The 17,190-nt window shown below is 57.4% G+C and carries 11 protein-coding genes and 1 pseudogene; 6 read left to right on the top strand and 6 right to left on the bottom strand.

All coding sequences use genetic code 11. The features are described 5' to 3' along the window. Positions 1–365 precede the first annotated feature (365 nt). The 3 genes from K7R23_RS13260 to tnpA (K7R23_RS13250) are packed head-to-tail and all read right to left on the bottom strand — an operon-like array spanning position 366 to position 2,981. A complete protein-coding gene (locus K7R23_RS13260) occupies positions 366–1,937 on the bottom strand; it encodes an IS66-like element ISCro1 family transposase (protein WP_012904571.1) in 1,572 nt (523 codons plus the stop codon). A gap of 19 nt (positions 1,938–1,956) precedes the next feature. Continuing rightward, positions 1,957–2,304, bottom strand: coding sequence for an IS66 family insertion sequence element accessory protein TnpB (gene tnpB / locus K7R23_RS13255; protein ID WP_012904570.1), 348 nt, complete (start codon positions 2,302–2,304; stop codon positions 1,957–1,959). After that, entirely contained in the window at positions 2,304–2,981 is a 678-nt protein-coding gene (gene tnpA / locus K7R23_RS13250) for an IS66-like element accessory protein TnpA (protein ID WP_012904569.1), read from the bottom strand. Before tnpA (K7R23_RS13250) ends, tnpB (K7R23_RS13255) begins: the two co-directional genes overlap by 1 nt. Before the next feature lie 222 nt (positions 2,982–3,203). Between tnpA (K7R23_RS13250) and tnpA (K7R23_RS13245) the strand changes: the two genes are divergently transcribed. The 3 genes from tnpA (K7R23_RS13245) to K7R23_RS13235 are packed head-to-tail and all read left to right on the top strand — an operon-like array spanning position 3,204 to position 5,819. Further along, positions 3,204–3,881, top strand: coding sequence for an IS66-like element accessory protein TnpA (gene tnpA, locus K7R23_RS13245; protein ID WP_012904569.1), 678 nt, complete (start codon positions 3,204–3,206; stop codon positions 3,879–3,881). Continuing rightward, entirely contained in the window at positions 3,881–4,228 is a 348-nt protein-coding gene (gene tnpB / locus K7R23_RS13240) for an IS66 family insertion sequence element accessory protein TnpB (protein ID WP_012904570.1), read from the top strand. Before tnpA (K7R23_RS13245) ends, tnpB (K7R23_RS13240) begins: the two co-directional genes overlap by 1 nt. Before the next feature lie 19 nt (positions 4,229–4,247). Beyond that, entirely contained in the window at positions 4,248–5,819 is a 1,572-nt protein-coding gene (locus K7R23_RS13235) for an IS66-like element ISCro1 family transposase (protein ID WP_012904571.1), read from the top strand. Positions 5,820–5,845: 26 nt separating this feature from the next. Here K7R23_RS13235 and K7R23_RS13230 read toward each other — a convergent pair. The 3 genes and pseudogenes from K7R23_RS13230 to glpT all read right to left on the bottom strand — a co-directional run bounded on the left by K7R23_RS13230 (position 5,846) and on the right by glpT (position 12,668). Then, positions 5,846–9,756, bottom strand: a pseudogene (locus K7R23_RS13230) (RHS element core protein). A 472-nt stretch (positions 9,757–10,228) separates the two neighbouring features. Further along, complete coding sequence (gene glpQ, locus K7R23_RS13225) at positions 10,229–11,305, bottom strand: glycerophosphodiester phosphodiesterase (RefSeq protein WP_012906816.1); 1,077 nt, start codon at positions 11,303–11,305, stop codon at positions 10,229–10,231. Positions 11,306–11,309: 4 nt separating this feature from the next. Further along, on the bottom strand, positions 11,310–12,668 hold the full coding sequence (gene glpT / locus K7R23_RS13220) for a glycerol-3-phosphate transporter (RefSeq protein WP_012906817.1): 1,359 nt from the start codon (positions 12,666–12,668) through the stop codon (positions 11,310–11,312). A 274-nt stretch (positions 12,669–12,942) separates the two neighbouring features. Between glpT and glpA the strand changes: the two genes are divergently transcribed. The 3 genes from glpA to glpC are packed head-to-tail and all read left to right on the top strand — an operon-like array spanning position 12,943 to position 17,007. Then, positions 12,943–14,571 (top strand): anaerobic glycerol-3-phosphate dehydrogenase subunit A, encoded by a 1,629-nt coding sequence (glpA, locus tag K7R23_RS13215; RefSeq protein WP_012906818.1) that lies wholly within the window; start codon positions 12,943–12,945, stop codon positions 14,569–14,571. After that, complete coding sequence (gene glpB / locus K7R23_RS13210) at positions 14,561–15,820, top strand: glycerol-3-phosphate dehydrogenase subunit GlpB (protein ID WP_012906819.1); 1,260 nt, start codon at positions 14,561–14,563, stop codon at positions 15,818–15,820. The genes glpA and glpB overlap by 11 nt, the downstream gene beginning before the upstream one ends. Beyond that, the gene (gene glpC / locus K7R23_RS13205; protein ID WP_012906820.1) at positions 15,817–17,007 is read left to right on the top strand and encodes an anaerobic glycerol-3-phosphate dehydrogenase subunit GlpC; all 1,191 of its coding nucleotides are present in this window, start codon (positions 15,817–15,819) and stop codon (positions 17,005–17,007) included. Before glpB ends, glpC begins: the two co-directional genes overlap by 4 nt. The last annotated feature ends 183 nt before the right edge of the window (positions 17,008–17,190 follow it).

Here is a 17,190-nt window from a genome sequence, read left to right as displayed (position 1 = left end):
TTAAATTTCCATATAAGAGCCTGTTTACCATTCAGTGTTAATGCCTTTTCTTAAAAGTGACCGTCAAGGCGGTCACTAAACCCGATAATGTAGTGGCCAAAATTAGTTGACCATATATGGACGCCCCGGGTGATGCAAGTACTGGTTCGATGCGGTTTGCGACCATATATCCGGCGTCGTTAGTAGATTCAATGACCTGCGCCATGATGTTATCCGAGCCCTGTTTCCTAATCACTACACCGGTATTTGATTACCCAGGTCAACTTCAGGCTGTTACAGGGACGGTAGCCGTTATCTCATCAGTGCATGCAAACTCAGTTAAAAATACTTTCTATGTAAGCGGCTCGCCAGAACCGTATTGATATTTACTGAGAGCTCAGATCAACTTTCCAGGGCAACAGATCGCGTACCCGATTTGCCGGCCAGTCCTGGATATGCTCAATGACGTAACGCAGCCATTTTTCTGGCTCCACATTGTTCAGACGGCATGTGCCGATCAGCGAGTACAACACCGCCGCATGTTCGCCACCGCTGTCAGAACCCGCGAACAGCCAGTTTTTCCGGCCTACGGCCACTCCCCTTAAGGCGTTCTCTGCGATGTTGTTGTCGATTTCCACCCAGCCATTACTGCAGTACACGTTCAGGCTATCCCACTGTTTCAGCAGGTATGCGAACGCTTTTGCCGTATCCGAGTGACGCGACAGTGTTTTCATCTGAGTCTGTATCCAGTCATACAGTGACTGCATCAGTGACGCAGCTCTGGCTTTTCTTGCCGCCAGACGCTGTTCTGCTGAACATCCCCGGACTTCTGCTTCGATGGCATACAGTTCACCGATACGCTGCAGGGCTTCCGTGGTGATATCGGTTGGCGCTCTTGCATGCACATCGTGGATTTTTCTCCGGGCATGGGCCATACACGCGGCTTCCGTTATTCTGCCGGATTCGTATAACGCCCGGTAGCCACCGTAAGCATCGGCCTGAAGCACTCCGCTGTAACCGGACAGGTGATTCTGTGGATGTATGCCTTTCCGGTCCGGGCTGTACGCGAACCAGACCGCCGGGGGCATCTGTGAACCGGCGTTACGGTCATCACGGACGTAGACCCACAGCCGGGCTGTCCGGGTTTTACCGCTGCCCGGCTCCTGGACCGGGACGGGGATATCATCAGCATGGACTTTACCGGGCATCAGCACATACTGGCGCAGGACGTCATACAGCGGCTCCAGCAGTTCAGCAACAGCACCTGTCCAGCGCCCCAGTGTGGCACGGCTCAGCTCCACTCCCTGACGACGGTATATTTCTGACTGGCGGTATAACGGCAGATGGTCTGCATATTTCCCGGTGACAACATGGGCCAGAAGCCCCGCTCCGGCATAACTGCGTGCAATGGGTTTTGAAGGTACTGGTGCCTGCACGATATGGTCGCACCGGCAACAGGCCAGTTTCGGACGTTGTGTTTCGATAACCTTAAAGGCGCTGCTGATAAGCTCCAGTTGCTCTGACACATCACATCCCAGAGAACTGAGTTCACCACCACAGGCAGGACAGCATTCCTCTTCCGGCCGGATAACCCGGGTTTCACGGGGAAGTGAGGCCGGTAACGGTTTACGGGCTGAAGACTGGCGCAGGGCGGATGGCAGTGCCGGGTCATATTGCTCACCCAGCGTTTCAGCCATTTCTTCCTGAAGTGCGCTGATTCTCTCCTGTGCATCCTGTATCTGCCGTTCGGTTTTTGCGCGAAGTTTTTCTGAGCTTTTACCGAACTGCATACGTTGCAGTTTCGCAACCAGCGCCTTCAGCCGGTTGATTTCGGAAGCATAAGCCGCCACCCGCTGTGAGAGCAGGCGGTTGTATTCGGCCATCTGGCGGATGGTGTCCTGTTGCGTCTGCAACAGTGCCCGCAGGCGGGCGTTCTCATGAGCAAGTGAGGTGTCCATATCCTCACTTTACAACGGGTTATATGCGGATTCCAGCGCGTTCCGTTCGTTTCGGGTGCTTCCAGTTGATACCTTCAAGAAGCATGGATAACTGAGCCGGAGTAAGGTGCACCTTGCCGTCACGGGTGACTGGCCAGATGAAGCGGCCCCGCTCCAGGCGTTTGGTGAAGAGGCACAGTCCGTCACTGTCAGCCCACAACACTTTTATCTGGTCACCCCGGCGTCCGCGGAAGATGAACAGGTGTCCGGAGAACGGGTCATCCTTCAGGACGTTCTGAACTTTTGATGCCAGGCCGTTAAAGCCATTTCGCATATCGGTGATACCTGCAACCAGCCAGATACGCGAACCTGCAGGGAGAGATATCATCAGTGGCTGCTCCCTTTTATTTCGCGGATAAGTGTCTGTAATAACGCCGGCGTCAGTTTACCTTTAAGCCTGAGAGTTCCGGCCGGCAGAACCAGCTCACAACACAGACTGTCGGACGGTGTATTTATCTGCTCTGGTTCCTGTGCGGGGGCCGGGATTTTATTATCCGGCTCCGGCGTTAACGTCACGGGAAGCAGTGCCGGCATATTTTTTCCGGAAGGCAGCAGGCCACCTTTCCGGTATTGATGGCGCCAGTTGAAGAGCAGGTTATCGTTGATTCCGTTTTCCCGGGCGATCTGCGCCACACAGGCTCCGGGCTGCAGTGACTGCTCCACTAAGGCGATTTTAAACTCATAAGGGAAGTTGGGCCGCCGGGGACGTTTTTTTACCACGGGGGTTTCGGATATAACGGTGCTTTCAGGACGTACGACTGGTACCGTGGAAAATTGTCCGTAAAGGCAGGCATCAAGTTCCTGCTCCGACATGCCTGCGGGCAAAGGCCACGAAAGGCCAGCTCTCCGAAAGCGCACGAACATACTACAAACTGTTGATTTTGGTACACCCAGGCGACGTCCGGCCACAACCCGAGGTAAATGTTCTTCGAAGTGAAGGCGTAAAGCTTCAGTAATCCAGGTCCGGTATTCCATACGATAGTGTCCACTAAAAATGATGGACATTATTTTTGTGGAGCCGGAGGAAACAGACCAGACGGTTTAAATGAGACGCTTACGTAGCTGTTGCCATATCCGAAAGATCTTCTCCAGGGTCTGGGATGCCCCTACCAGCCTCAACCTCATTAATAGGGAACCAACCGGTTTGAAAAGTCCGGGCATTAACAGATTTTGTGTAAGCGTCTCATTTAAACCGTCTGGTCTGTTTCCTCCGGCTCCACAAAAATAATGTCCATCATTTTTAGTGGACACTATCGTATGGAATACCGGACCTGGATTACTGAAGCTTTACGCCTTCACTTCGAAGAACATTTACCTCGGGTTGTGGCCGGACGTCGCCTGGGTGTACCAAAATCAACAGTTTGTAGTATGTTCGTGCGCTTTCGGAGAGCTGGCCTTTCGTGGCCTTTGCCCGCAGGCATGTCGGAGCAGGAACTTGATGCCTGCCTTTACGGACAATTTTCCACGGTACCAGTCGTACGTCCTGAAAGCACCGTTATATCCGAAACCCCCGTGGTAAAAAAACGTCCCCGGCGGCCCAACTTCCCTTATGAGTTTAAAATCGCCTTAGTGGAGCAGTCACTGCAGCCCGGAGCCTGTGTGGCGCAGATCGCCCGGGAAAACGGAATCAACGATAACCTGCTCTTCAACTGGCGCCATCAATACCGGAAAGGTGGCCTGCTGCCTTCCGGAAAAAATATGCCGGCACTGCTTCCCGTGACGTTAACGCCGGAGCCGGATAATAAAATCCCGGCCCCCGCACAGGAACCAGAGCAGATAAATACACCGTCCGACAGTCTGTGTTGTGAGCTGGTTCTGCCGGCCGGAACTCTCAGGCTTAAAGGTAAACTGACGCCGGCGTTATTACAGACACTTATCCGCGAAATAAAAGGGAGCAGCCACTGATGATATCTCTCCCTGCAGGTTCGCGTATCTGGCTGGTTGCAGGTATCACCGATATGCGAAATGGCTTTAACGGCCTGGCATCAAAAGTTCAGAACGTCCTGAAGGATGACCCGTTCTCCGGACACCTGTTCATCTTCCGCGGACGCCGGGGTGACCAGATAAAAGTGTTGTGGGCTGACAGTGACGGACTGTGCCTCTTCACCAAACGCCTGGAGCGGGGCCGCTTCATCTGGCCAGTCACCCGTGACGGCAAGGTGCACCTTACTCCGGCTCAGTTATCCATGCTTCTTGAAGGTATCAACTGGAAGCACCCGAAACGAACGGAACGCGCTGGAATCCGCATATAACCCGTTGTAAAGTGAGGATATGGACACCTCACTTGCTCATGAGAACGCCCGCCTGCGGGCACTGTTGCAGACGCAACAGGACACCATCCGCCAGATGGCCGAATACAACCGCCTGCTCTCACAGCGGGTGGCGGCTTATGCTTCCGAAATCAACCGGCTGAAGGCGCTGGTTGCGAAACTGCAACGTATGCAGTTCGGTAAAAGCTCAGAAAAACTTCGCGCAAAAACCGAACGGCAGATACAGGATGCACAGGAGAGAATCAGCGCACTTCAGGAAGAAATGGCTGAAACGCTGGGTGAGCAATATGACCCGGCACTGCCATCCGCCCTGCGCCAGTCTTCAGCCCGTAAACCGTTACCGGCCTCACTTCCCCGTGAAACCCGGGTTATCCGGCCGGAAGAGGAATGCTGTCCTGCCTGTGGTGGTGAACTCAGTTCTCTGGGATGTGATGTGTCAGAGCAACTGGAGCTTATCAGCAGCGCCTTTAAGGTTATCGAAACACAACGTCCGAAACTGGCCTGTTGCCGGTGCGACCATATCGTGCAGGCACCAGTACCTTCAAAACCCATTGCACGCAGTTATGCCGGAGCGGGGCTTCTGGCCCATGTTGTCACCGGGAAATATGCAGACCATCTGCCGTTATACCGCCAGTCAGAAATATACCGTCGTCAGGGAGTGGAGCTGAGCCGTGCCACACTGGGGCGCTGGACAGGTGCTGTTGCTGAACTGCTGGAGCCGCTGTATGACGTCCTGCGCCAGTATGTGCTGATGCCCGGTAAAGTCCATGCTGATGATATCCCCGTCCCGGTCCAGGAGCCGGGCAGCGGTAAAACCCGGACAGCCCGGCTGTGGGTCTACGTCCGTGATGACCGTAACGCCGGTTCACAGATGCCCCCGGCGGTCTGGTTCGCGTACAGCCCGGACCGGAAAGGCATACATCCACAGAATCACCTGTCCGGTTACAGCGGAGTGCTTCAGGCCGATGCTTACGGTGGCTACCGGGCGTTATACGAATCCGGCAGAATAACGGAAGCCGCGTGTATGGCCCATGCCCGGAGAAAAATCCACGATGTGCATGCAAGAGCGCCAACCGATATCACCACGGAAGCCCTGCAGCGTATCGGTGAACTGTATGCCATCGAAGCAGAAGTCCGGGGATGTTCAGCAGAACAGCGTCTGGCGGCAAGAAAAGCCAGAGCTGCGTCACTGATGCAGTCACTGTATGACTGGATACAGACTCAGATGAAAACACTGTCGCGTCACTCGGATACGGCAAAAGCGTTCGCATACCTGCTGAAACAGTGGGATAGCCTGAACGTGTACTGCAGTAATGGCTGGGTGGAAATCGACAACAACATCGCAGAGAACGCCTTAAGGGGAGTGGCCGTAGGCCGGAAAAACTGGCTGTTCGCGGGTTCTGACAGCGGTGGCGAACATGCGGCGGTGTTGTACTCGCTGATCGGCACATGCCGTCTGAACAATGTGGAGCCAGAAAAATGGCTGCGTTACGTCATTGAGCATATCCAGGACTGGCCGGCAAATCGGGTACGCGATCTGTTGCCCTGGAAAGTTGATCTGAGCTCTCAGTAAATATCAATACGGTTCTGGCGAGCCGCTTACGATTTTGTGTTACCAAATTGGTCTTCACATATCGCGTTTATATTTATATAACTATTCCCAAATCTCTTTCCTTTATCCTCTTCCCATCGTGAAAATTTCCACTCAGATACGGGTTTCGGAAGTGAATTCTCATATTGAGTTACGGCACAATTATAAGCATCCTTCATGCCCGGTTGATTCAGCAAGGACTCTAACGCACTCAATCCACTTAATCCCAGCGGATCGATATTCAGCACAGGGCTGAGCGGATACGTATACGGATTCCAGCCCCCTCTTAATCCCACCGGATCCTGCGTAATATACCGCCCCTGCTGCGGGTCGTAATACCGGTGACGGTTATAGTACAGTCCTGTCTCCTCATCATACTGCTGTCCCGGCAGGCGGATGAGCTGCTCCAGATTGTCCGGGTTATCCTCCCGCAGCACGTTGCCCCATTCATCATATTCCGCCTGCCAGGCCGTCCCTCCGTCCCGGCGTATCAGCGCCAGCGGCAGGCCCCGGTGGTCACAGTGGTAGAGGTGGATTTTACGCCGCGGCACGTATTCCGGCTCCGTCTGGTTCTTCATCTACTCCGGCGTCAGCCCGCACTGCGCCAGCCACTGCCGGTTCGGCTCGCTGACTTCTCCGCGCCGCAGCTCCCCCTCCAGCACGTCCAGCATCATTACCAGCTCCGGCACGAACGTCATGTTCGCCTCCTGCTGAAGCTTCTGCGCCAGCGTGCGGTGTGCGGCGGCCTTCTCCAGCTCCGCCAGTTCCGTTTCGGCCCTGAGCAGCGGCGTGAAGCTGCCCGGCATGTATACCGTCTGCACACGGCGGTCCGCCGTCTGCGTGGTCACCAGCCTGTCGCCGTCATAACCGTACCACGTCACCTCCGGCGTGTGGCTGAGGGACGGGCGGTCTTTCCCGCCCGGGCTTCGCCATACCCGTTTGCCTGTGCGGCGGCCCACAGGGTCATACAGGTAGCGGCTTTCCAGCCGCGTCTGTCCCTGCTGCATGCGGACATAACGCACCAGCCGGTGCCGGGTATCGTAATGATAATGGTGGCTGAGGCTGCCGCCGTCGCGGATGCGCCGCTCGTCCTTCTCCGTCAGCCTGCCGTGTTCATCGTGATGGTAAAACCAGTGGCTGTCCTCAGTGATACGGTTATCCGGCCATGTTGCGGGCAGCGCCGGGTATTGTTGCCGGTCCGCAATGCGGTTGCCCGCCGGGTCGGTCAGCCAGTCTGCTGTCGTTTCTGTGGCGGTCAGGAATACCTGATTCAGCCGTCCCGCGTCGTCGTACCGGTACTGCCGCTGCTGCAGGGGACCGCGGATACTCACCAGCTCTCCGCCGTCGCTCCAGGCGTATTCCCGGTTCAGTTCCGTTATATTCAGCGTGTGGCGCTGCAGCTGCCCGCCTGCGCTGTACGTGCTGGCCAGTTCGTATGCCCCGGAGCTGCGCAGTGTCTCCCGGTGCAGGCGGTCGCGGGTGAAGTCGGTGAGCGGCGTGTCGCCGAGCTTCATCCCCGCCAGATAACCGCTGCCGTAGGTCAGCCATTCCACCGGCGGCAGGTGGTCAGGGGTGGTTCTGGTCGCCAGTCCGTTCCGGTAATCGTGCTGCGTGACGTGCTCCCACAGCAGTTCATTTGTCTGCGGGGCGTGGACGGTCTGTCGCTCGCTGCGCATCCGGCCTTTATCATCATACTCATAGTGAACCGCGACGCGGTGGCCGTCGCCGGGGTGGCTGATTTCCGTCAGCCAGCCGCGCTCATCGTACAGCCGGCGTTCAGCCTCCTCACCGTTCACCGTGCTGTGCGTCAGGCGACCGGAGGCATCGTAATGCCAGAGGGTGATGAGGGAGCCCTCTTCGCTGCGGACAGGCTGTCCGCCGGGGTCATATCCGTAACGCTGTGTCCGGCCGTCAAAGCCGCACTCTTCCGTCAGCCGGTCCATGACGTCGTAGTCAACGTGGTGACAGCGCCGTTTTCATTCGTCAGCGCGGTGACGCGCCCGGCAGCATCGTATGTTATCTGCCGCGTCAGGCCGCCTGCGCTCAGGCTGACCGGCTGTCCCGCCGCGTCATAACGCGTTTCATGGCGGCGGCCGTCCGGATGAATGATGGCGGTCAGGTCGCCCGCGATGCTGTATTCGTAACGCGTCTCCCGGCCCTGTATATCCTTCCGGCTGATGAGTCTGCCCCGGTTATCGTAATCCTGGTAAACGCTCAGCCCTTCCTCATGGTGAACCGCTGTGGTCTGCCCGAAGCGGTCATACTCATAACGGGTTTCATATCCCGAACAGTCGGTGACGGTCAGCACCTGGCCGTAACGGTTGCGGGTCATCGTCCTGCGGCTGCCGGTGGCGTCTTCCACAGCGCAGGGCAGCTCACTGTCCGGATTATCATAAAACCAGCGGGTGGTGTCGCCCTGACGGGAGGTCCCTGCCGTCAGCCGTCCCCGGTCGTCATATTCCCGCCGGCTGCGCAGGCCGTCCGCCCCGGTGGAGGAGATGAGCTGGTGCCGGTCGTTATAGCTGAACCGCACGGACCGGCCGTCAGGCGTGACAATTTCCGTCACCAGGCCGGAGCCGGCATTCATCCGGTATTCTGTCCTGCGCCCTGTGGCGTCAGTCTGCGCCAGCAGGCGGCCCGCGTTATCATGGTCACTGAGGACACAGCCGCCGTCCGCCAGTGCCTTCTTCACCACCCGCTTCAGCCCGCCTTCGCCTTCCGTGTGCAGCACTTCGCGGCGGTTCAGGCTGTCGGTAATCATGACGCTGTTCCTTTCATACCGGTAGCGGTAGCTCAGGCCCGCCGGGTTACGCTGCTCCACCACCCGGCCGGCGGTGTCGTAAAGATAGGTGACCGGCGGGCGTCCGGCGTACCGGTGCGCGCACATCCGTCCCGGATGCTGCGGGTCGTATTCAAACTGACGCACCCGGACGCCGCCCCGGTCATACACCGCCGCCAGCTCCCCGCGCGGGGTGTATTCATAACGCGCCAGCGGCGCGGCGGGCAGGTTGTCCGGGTATTGCGGGTCATGCGTCAGCCACACCGCCTCCAGGCGGATACCGCTGTCCGCGCCGTAGCCGGAAACCGGCACCGTCTGCGGAAATTCAGGGGCTTTTATTCCGGATGTAATGGCCTGCTGACGCGCCGCCTGCGCCCGCTGCGCCTGCGTGGTCAGTACCAGCCTGAAACGGCGGCCTGCGCCGTCGGTCACGGCGGTGATGCAGCCGGTGAATTCACCGGCGGCCTCCCGGTGAAAACTGAGCGTGCGCCCGGCGCGGTCCGCCAGCCCGGTCAGCACCCGGTACGGCGGCAGCGGGGCGGGCAGGACCTCATCCGCCTCCGGCACCCGCTCAGGCCAGCCCAGAATCCACCATGGCCCCTGCGCGCTGTTCGTGGCCAGGTAAACGTGCGGGCCTGAGCGAATCTTCTCCGGCAGGGTCTGCCACAGGCGGTGCAGCGGGTTGCTTTCATGCAGCGTCAGCACGCCGCCGCGGGCCAGCCACAGGGATTCACTGCGGCTGAAGGCGGTCTCACCGGGGAACAGCGGCTCAAAGTGAATGCTGCGCCCGCCGTTATCGTTAAGGATAAGTCCGTCATCAGAAAGCTGCAGGCGGATATCAGCAGGGGCTTTCCAGCCGGGACCGAAGACACCCACAGGCGCAGGCGTTTTCGTCTGATAACTGCTGTAGGTGCGGGAAAGGACAAACGGCAGCGGGCCGGGCAGGGCGAGGTCCGTTTCGCCGGGCAGCACTTTGGCGCCTGTCAGGGGGTTAACCGGCGAGCCGGAGGTGATGCCGCCGGGGCAGACTGAACAGGCGACGCCGGTGGGCGCGCCGATAAACACGCCCGCTGAACCCTGAACTATCGGCCCGCCGTACTGTGTCATGTCGCCCTGACGGGCCGCCGGTTTTCCGCTCATACACAAATCCTTCTGCTGTTATTCAGAGCCGTGTAAGTTCTGTACCGTCCGTAGTTACCGGGGCCATCCAGCGGTTTTTTGCCACGTCACCAAAACGGGAAATATATAAACAAACTGAAACAGTAGAAGATAATTTGCACAACTATTTTTTGATGTAAATCATGCCATACCCGATATAAGGTAGGGTTATATCCTGTTTTTCAATGAATTAATAGAGAGGCACTATTAATGCTCTGTAGTAAATTTAACTTAATGATATCTGGCTCATCACCTGACCGTTAACAGTCGCCAGAACTGCTGGAGGCGATAATAAAAGTCTTGTTACGGTTTATTCACATTGGGATAACCTGCATCAAAATTTTCCGCATCTTTACAGTTTCATCGCAATTTTCCTCCGGCTGACCCAGCGAGTTTCCGAAAAGAGAACGTAAAAAAGGGGACATAATGTCCCCTCTACGCTTTCGCTAACGGTTTATTTCTCTTTCAAAAAGCTCACTGCTTTATCGGGGAAGTCAGTAAACAGCCCGTCCACGCCCGCCTGGTTGTAGAGAATATCGTAAAGCTGGTCGACATTCGCGGCATACTCCGGCAGCTGATCCGCGCGTACCGTATAAGGATGAACCGTCATCTTATTCTGGTGCGCTTCTTTCACCATGTCGGTCAGGATGATGTTGTCTTTTTTCGACTTCTCATCAACCAGCATGTGATAGTCCGGCCCAATGCCGTCGGCATAGGCGGCAATCTGCTTCATCGCGCCGGGTTTGAACATCCAGTCGTAGCTGTAGTTCACCCACTTGCCGTCCGGCTGTTTCTCCTGAGTTTCATTCCAGTCGGTATAGGCGATCAGCTGTACCAGATTAAGGTCCATGCCCATTTTCGGCTCCAGCTCGTTTTTGATGCGCTTGAGTTCCGCGACGTCAAAACTTTGCAGATAAACCTTATCCTGTTTGTCGCTGTAGCCATACTTCTTCAGCACTTCCAGCGTTTTCGCCGCAATGTCTTTCCCTTCCTGATGGTGGAACCACGGCGCTTTAATTTCCGGATAGATGCCGATGTTCTTGCCGGTGGAGTGGTTCAGCCCCTGCACAAACTCGATTTCTTCCTCAAAGGTATGCACGCGGAAATCCGATTTTCCCATCGGGAAACGGCCCGGATAGGTTTGCACCTTCTTGCCGTTTTCCAGATCGAACCCTTCGGTAAACTTCAGGGATTTGATCTCATCGAGGGTAAAGTCGATGGCGTAATAGCGCCCGTCTTTGCGCGCCCGGTCCGGGAAGCGCTCCGCGACGTCGGTAACGCGATCCAGATAGTGGTCATGGAGGACGACCAGACGGTCGTCCTTCGTCATCACCAGATCCTGCTCCAGATAATCCGCGCCCTGGGCATAGGCCATTGCCTTCGCCGGTAGCGTATGCTCCGGCAGATAGCCGCTCGCGCCGCGGTGCGCAATCACCACTTTATCCGTATTACTGGCCGCCAGCGCGCTGCTGCCCATCACCATGCCGGCCATCATCAGCGCCAGACTCAGATTCTTTAATGTTGTTTTCATACCGTTAGCCTCCGTTGCGTTTCAGCTTCATCTCGTCGTGATGGCGTTTTTCGCCAATCATGACAACCACCAACAGAATCACAGCCAGAATGCTACCGCCAATCATCACCATGAAGCCGCCGTCCCAACCGAAGAAGTCAACGGTGTAACCCACGATGGCGCTCGCCGCCACGGAGCCGCCGAGGTAGCCAAACAGGCCGGTGAAGCCTGCCGCCGTCCCCGCCGCTTTTTTCGGCGCCAGTTCCAGCGCGTGCAGACCAATCAGCATGACCGGACCATAAATCAGGAAACCGATCACAATCATACAAATCATATCGACGGTCGGATTACCCGCCGGGTTCATCCAGTAAACGATAGTGGCGATTGTCACCAGGGTCATAAAGAATACGCCGGTGGCGCCGCGGTTGCCGCGGAACACTTTATCCGACATCCAGCCGCACAGCAGCGTCCCCGGAATCCCTGCGTATTCATATAAGAAGTAGGCCCAGGACGATTTATCCAGCGCAAAATGCTTCACTTCTTTCAGATAGGTCGGCGACCAGTCGAGGATGCCGTAGCGCAGCAGATAAACAAACACGTTAGCGATAGCGATGTACCACAGCAGTTTGTTCGGCAGAACGTACTGCATAAAGATCTGCTTGGCGGTCAACTCCTCTTCCGCTTTTTCGTTGTAGTCATCCGGATAATCGTTCTTGTACTCTTCGATCGGCGGCAGGCCGCAGGACTGCGGGGTATCGCGCATCATAGCGAAGGCAAAGAGAGCGACGATGATCGCACCGAATGCCGGCATATACAGCGCAGCTTTCCAGTCGTTAAACCACGCCATACCGAGCAGGAACAGCAGCGGAGGAATACCGCCGCCGACGTTATGCGCGCAGTTCCACACCGAAACGATACCGCCACGCTCCTTCTGCGACCACCAGTGCACCATGGTGCGTCCGCACAGCGGCCACCCCATTCCCTGGAACCAGCCGCACAGGAACAGCAGCACGAACATAATGGCGATGCTCGATGTCGCCCATGGCACAAAGCCCATGAACAGCATCACTGCCGCCGCAAGGATCAGACCGGCTGGCAGGAAAACGCGCGGATTCGAGCGATCGGAAACCGAGCCCATGATGAATTTCGAAAATCCATAGGCAATGGAGATCCCGGACAGCGCGAACCCCAGATCGCCGCGAGAAAAACCCTGCTCCACCAGGTATGGCATGGCAAGCGCAAAGTTCTTACGTACCAGATAGTACGCGGCATAACCAAAGAATATCCCCAGGAAAATCTGCCAGCGAAGACGACGATAGGTCGGATCGATCTCCGCTTGAGGCAAGCGCGCTTTATGAGCGGCTGGTTTAAAAATACTCAACATAATGTAGCCTCCGTGGCCCGTCTCTTTATTAGTGGTCAACACCGCAGTTCGTATGAACCGCCCATGCTGCTTCCAGTTGTGGGCGCGATGTTAAGTAAAGATACATATCGTTAATGTGAATTACAGCACATATTGTTACGGTTTAATGACAAATGTTCAAAAAGGCGCATGAAATCACATTTCATTTTCGAATCATGAGTGAATATGCGCGAAATCAAACAAACCCTGTTTTTTATGTGGCTAAATGATAAAAAACGAACTGTGAGGGAAAACAATGAATACTCGCGACTCGCAAACCAGTGACGTGATTATCATTGGCGGAGGCGCTACAGGCGCTGGTATCGCTCGCGACTGCGCGCTGCGCGGGCTGCGTGTTATCTTAGTTGAGCGCCATGATATCGCCACCGGCGCGACCGGCCGTAACCACGGTCTGCTGCACAGCGGCGCACGCTATGCGGTAACTGACGCGGAATCGGCGCGCGAATGCATCAGCGAAAACCAGATCCTCAAACGTATCGCCCGTCACTGCGTGGAGCCAACCGACGGCCTGTTTATTACCCTGCCGGAAGATGAGCTTTCTTTTCAGTCCACCTTTATTCGCGCCTGCGAAGAGGCGGGGATCCGCGCCGAAGCGATCGATCCGCAACAGGCGCGCATTATCGAACCGTCGGTTAACCCACAGCTGATCGGCGCGGTCAAAGTGCCTGACGGCACCGTCGATCCGTTTCGTCTCACCGCTGCGAACATGCTGGATGCGAAAGAACACGGAGCCATTATTCTCACCGCCCATGAGGTCACCGGATTAATCCGCGAAGGCGCAACGGTGAGCGGCGTATACGTGCGCAACCATCTCAGCGGCGAAACCCAGACCCTGCGCGCTCCGGTAGTGGTGAACGCCGCCGGTATCTGGGGACAGCGGATTGCGGAATATGCCGACCTGAACATCCGCATGTTCCCGGCGAAAGGGTCGCTGCTGATCATGGATCACCGAATCAATCAGCACGTTATCAACCGCTGCCGGAAACCATCCGACGCCGATATTCTGGTGCCCGGTGATACCATTTCGCTGATTGGCACCACCTCCACGCACATTGATTACAACGAGATCGACAGCAACCGCGTCACCGCAGACGAAGTGGATATTCTGCTGCGCGAAGGGGAAAAACTGGCGCCGGTAATGGCGAAGACCCGGATCCTGCGCGCCTACTCCGGCGTGCGCCCGCTGGTCGCCAGCGACGACGATCCGAGCGGACGTAACGTCAGTCGCGGCATCGTACTGTTCGATCACGCCGAGCGCGACGGGATGGAGGGGTTTATCACCATCACCGGCGGTAAACTGATGACCTACCGGCTGATGGCGGAATGGGCTACCGATGCGGTCTGTCGCAAACTGGGCAATAGCCGCCCCTGCGTCACCGCTGATACGCCGCTGCCCGGCTCGCACGAACCGACGGAAACGACGCTTAAGCGCGTAATTTCCCTGCCCGCGCCGCTGCGCGGTTCCGCCGTCTATCGTCACGGCGATCGTACACCCGCCTGGTTAAGCCAGGGGCGTCAGCACCGTAGCCTGGTCTGCGAATGTGAAGCCGTCACCGCAGGCGAGGTGCAGTACGCGGTGGAAAACCTGAATGTAAACAGTCTGCTCGACCTGCGACGTCGCACCCGCGTGGGGATGGGCACCTGCCAGGGCGAACTCTGCGCCTGCCGCGCCGCCGGTCTGCTGCAACGCTTTAATATCACCACCGCCGCGCAATCCATCAGTCAACTTTCTGACTTCCTTAATGAGCGCTGGAAAGGCGTACAGCCGATTGCCTGGGGCGACGCACTGCGCGAAAGCGAATTTACCCGCTGGGTGTATCAGGGATTATGTGGACTGGAAAAGGAGCCGCGCGATGAGATTTGATACGGTTATTATGGGCGGCGGCCTCGCCGGACTACTCTGCGGGTTGCAGTTACAAAAGCACGGTTTACGCTGCGCGATTGTCACCCGCGGCCAGAGCGCGCTGCACTTCTCCTCCGGATCGCTGGATCTGCTCAGCGCGCTGCCGGATGGTCAACCGGTGACGGAGATTACCGCAGGACTGGCGGCGCTGCGCGAACAGGCCCCCGCGCACCCCTATACCCTGCTGGGGGCAGACAATGTGCTTACCCTCGCGCAAGAGGCGCAGGCGCTTCTTGATGCCTCCGGCGCGCGTTTGCAGGGCGCAGTGCGGCAATCCCACCAGCGGGTTACACCACTAGGTACGCTGCGCGCCACCTGGCTGAGCTCGCCGGAAATCCCGGTCTGGCCGCTTAGCGCCAGACGCCTTTGCGTGGTTGGCATCAGCGGTCTGCTCGATTTTCAGGCCCACCTTGCGGCGGCATCTCTGCGTCAGCAGGGCATGGAGGTCGACACCGCCGAGATTGAACTGCCTGAACTGGACGTGCTGCGTGATAACGCCACCGAATTTCGCGCGGTGAATATTGCCCGTTTTCTCGATAATGAAGAGAACTGGTCGCTGCTGTACGATGCGTTGCTGCCCGCGGCGCAAACCTGCGAAATGCTGATGATGCCCGCCTGCTTTGGCCTCGCGGACGACGCGCTCTGGCGCTGGCTTAACGAGCGCCTGCCCTGTTCGCTTACCCTGCTGCCGACGCTACCGCCGTCGGTGCTGGGCATTCGTCTGCACACTCAGCTTCAGCGTCAGTTTGTTCGGCAGGGCGGCATCTGGATGCCCGGCGACGAGGTCAAAAAAGTCACCTGTAAAAATGGCGTGGTGAGCGAGATCTGGACGCGCAATCATGCCGATATTCCCCTGCGTCCGCGCTTTGCGGTGCTGGCCAGCGGCAGCTTCTTTAGCAGCGGCTTGGTCGCCGGACGCGACGGCGTTCGTGAGCCGATCCTCGGACTGGACGTACAGCAAGCGGCAACCCGCGCCGAATGGTATCAGCGCGATTTCTTTGCCCCGCAGCCCTGGCAGCAGTTTGGCGTTACGACCGATGCGGCGCTACGTCCGTCGCTGGCTGGCCAGACGGTGGATAAACTCTATGCCATCGGTTCAGTGCTCGCCGGGTTCGACCCGATAGCTCAGGGATGCGGAGGCGGCGTCTGTGCGGTCACCGCCCTGCACGCCGCCCATCACATCGCCGCACGCGCCGGAGGTGAACAATGAGCGATACACGTTTTGAAAGCTGCATCAAATGTACGGTCTGCACCACCGCCTGCCCGGTAAGCCGCGTGAATCCGGGCTATCCAGGTCCGAAACAGGCTGGCCCTGACGGCGAGCGTCTGCGTCTGAAAGACGGCGCGCTGTACGACGAGGCGCTGAAATACTGCATCAACTGCAAACGCTGCGAAGTGGCCTGTCCGTCCGATGTGAAGATTGGCGATATTATTCAGCGCGCCCGCGCGAAATATGACACTTCGCGCCCGTCGCTGCGTAACTTCATCTTAAGCCATACCGATCTGATGGGCAGCGTCTCCACGCCGTTCGCCCCGGTGGTAAATACCGCAACGTCGCTGAAGCCGGTACGTCAGTTGCTCGATTATGCGCTGAAAATCGACCATCGTCGCACCCTGCCGAAATACTCTTTTGGCACCTTCCGCCGCTGGTATCGCAGCGTTGCTGCGCAGCAGGCGCAGTATCGGGATCAGGTCGCCTTCTTCCACGGCTGCTTTGTCAATTATAACCATCCGCAGCTTGGGAAAGATTTAATCAGGGTGCTGAACGCGATGGGCACCGGCGTCCAACTGCTGAGTAAAGAGAAGTGCTGCGGCGTACCGCTGATTGCCAACGGCTTTACCGACAAAGCGCGGAAACAGGCGGTGAGCAACGTGGCATCGCTGCGCGAAGCGATTGGCGTGAAGGGCATCCCGGTGATCGCCACTTCCTCCACCTGCACCTTTGCCCTGCGCGACGAGTATCCGGAAGTACTTGACGTCGACAACAGCGGCCTGCGGGAACATATCGAACTGGCTACCCGCTGGCTGTGGCGCAAACTGGATGAGGGTAAAACGCTACCGCTGAAACCCTTGCCGTTGAAGGTGGTTTACCACACGCCGTGTCATATGGAGAAAATGGGCTGGACGCTGTATACCCTGGAGCTGCTGCGGCGGATCCCGGGGCTTGAACTGACGGTACTCGATTCTCAGTGCTGCGGCATCGCCGGGACGTATGGCTTCAAGAAAGAGAACTACCCGACCTCGCAATCCATCGGCGCGCCGCTGTTTAAGCAGATTGAAGAGAGCGGCGCGGATATCGTGGTTACCGACTGCGAAACCTGTAAATGGCAAATTGAGATGTCCACCAGCAAGCGTTGCGAACATCCGATTACGCTGTTAGCGCAGGCGCTCGGCTAACGCACTTGCCCGACGGCGCAAAACGCAGAGCCTGAATATCACATCCATGCCGGATTGCATCCGGCATTTTTGCGTGACTCTTTCCATAAAACTGCATGCGTTGCAACCGCAAGCAACTTTCCCTCGTCCCGCCGCGCAAAGCCTTTATTCAGCCAATGCAACCCGCGCCATCAGCCTGTACCG

Source organism: Citrobacter rodentium NBRC 105723 = DSM 16636, assembly GCF_021278985.1.
Taxonomy (GTDB): domain Bacteria; phylum Pseudomonadota; class Gammaproteobacteria; order Enterobacterales; family Enterobacteriaceae; genus Citrobacter_A; species Citrobacter_A rodentium.
This window is presented reverse-complemented; position numbering and strand designations above follow the sequence as displayed.

Bases quoted from the DNA above. Each gene is read 5' to 3' on its own strand.
- K7R23_RS13260 (WP_012904571.1), bottom strand. From the start codon at position 1,937: ATGGACACCTCACTTGCTCATGAGAACGCCCGCCTGCGGGCACTGTTG.
- tnpB (WP_012904570.1), bottom strand. From the start codon at position 2,304: ATGATATCTCTCCCTGCAGGTTCGCGTATCTGGCTGGTTGCAGGTATC.
- tnpA (WP_012904569.1), bottom strand. From the start codon at position 2,981: ATGTCCATCATTTTTAGTGGACACTATCGTATGGAATACCGGACCTGG.
- tnpA (WP_012904569.1), top strand. From the start codon at position 3,204: ATGTCCATCATTTTTAGTGGACACTATCGTATGGAATACCGGACCTGG.
- tnpB (WP_012904570.1), top strand. From the start codon at position 3,881: ATGATATCTCTCCCTGCAGGTTCGCGTATCTGGCTGGTTGCAGGTATC.
- K7R23_RS13235 (WP_012904571.1), top strand. From the start codon at position 4,248: ATGGACACCTCACTTGCTCATGAGAACGCCCGCCTGCGGGCACTGTTG.
- glpQ (WP_012906816.1), bottom strand. From the start codon at position 11,305: ATGAAAACAACATTAAAGAATCTGAGTCTGGCGCTGATGATGGCCGGC.
- glpT (WP_012906817.1), bottom strand. From the start codon at position 12,668: ATGTTGAGTATTTTTAAACCAGCCGCTCATAAAGCGCGCTTGCCTCAA.
- glpA (WP_012906818.1), top strand. From the start codon at position 12,943: ATGAATACTCGCGACTCGCAAACCAGTGACGTGATTATCATTGGCGGA.
- glpB (WP_012906819.1), top strand. From the start codon at position 14,561: ATGAGATTTGATACGGTTATTATGGGCGGCGGCCTCGCCGGACTACTC.
- glpC (WP_012906820.1), top strand. From the start codon at position 15,817: ATGAGCGATACACGTTTTGAAAGCTGCATCAAATGTACGGTCTGCACC.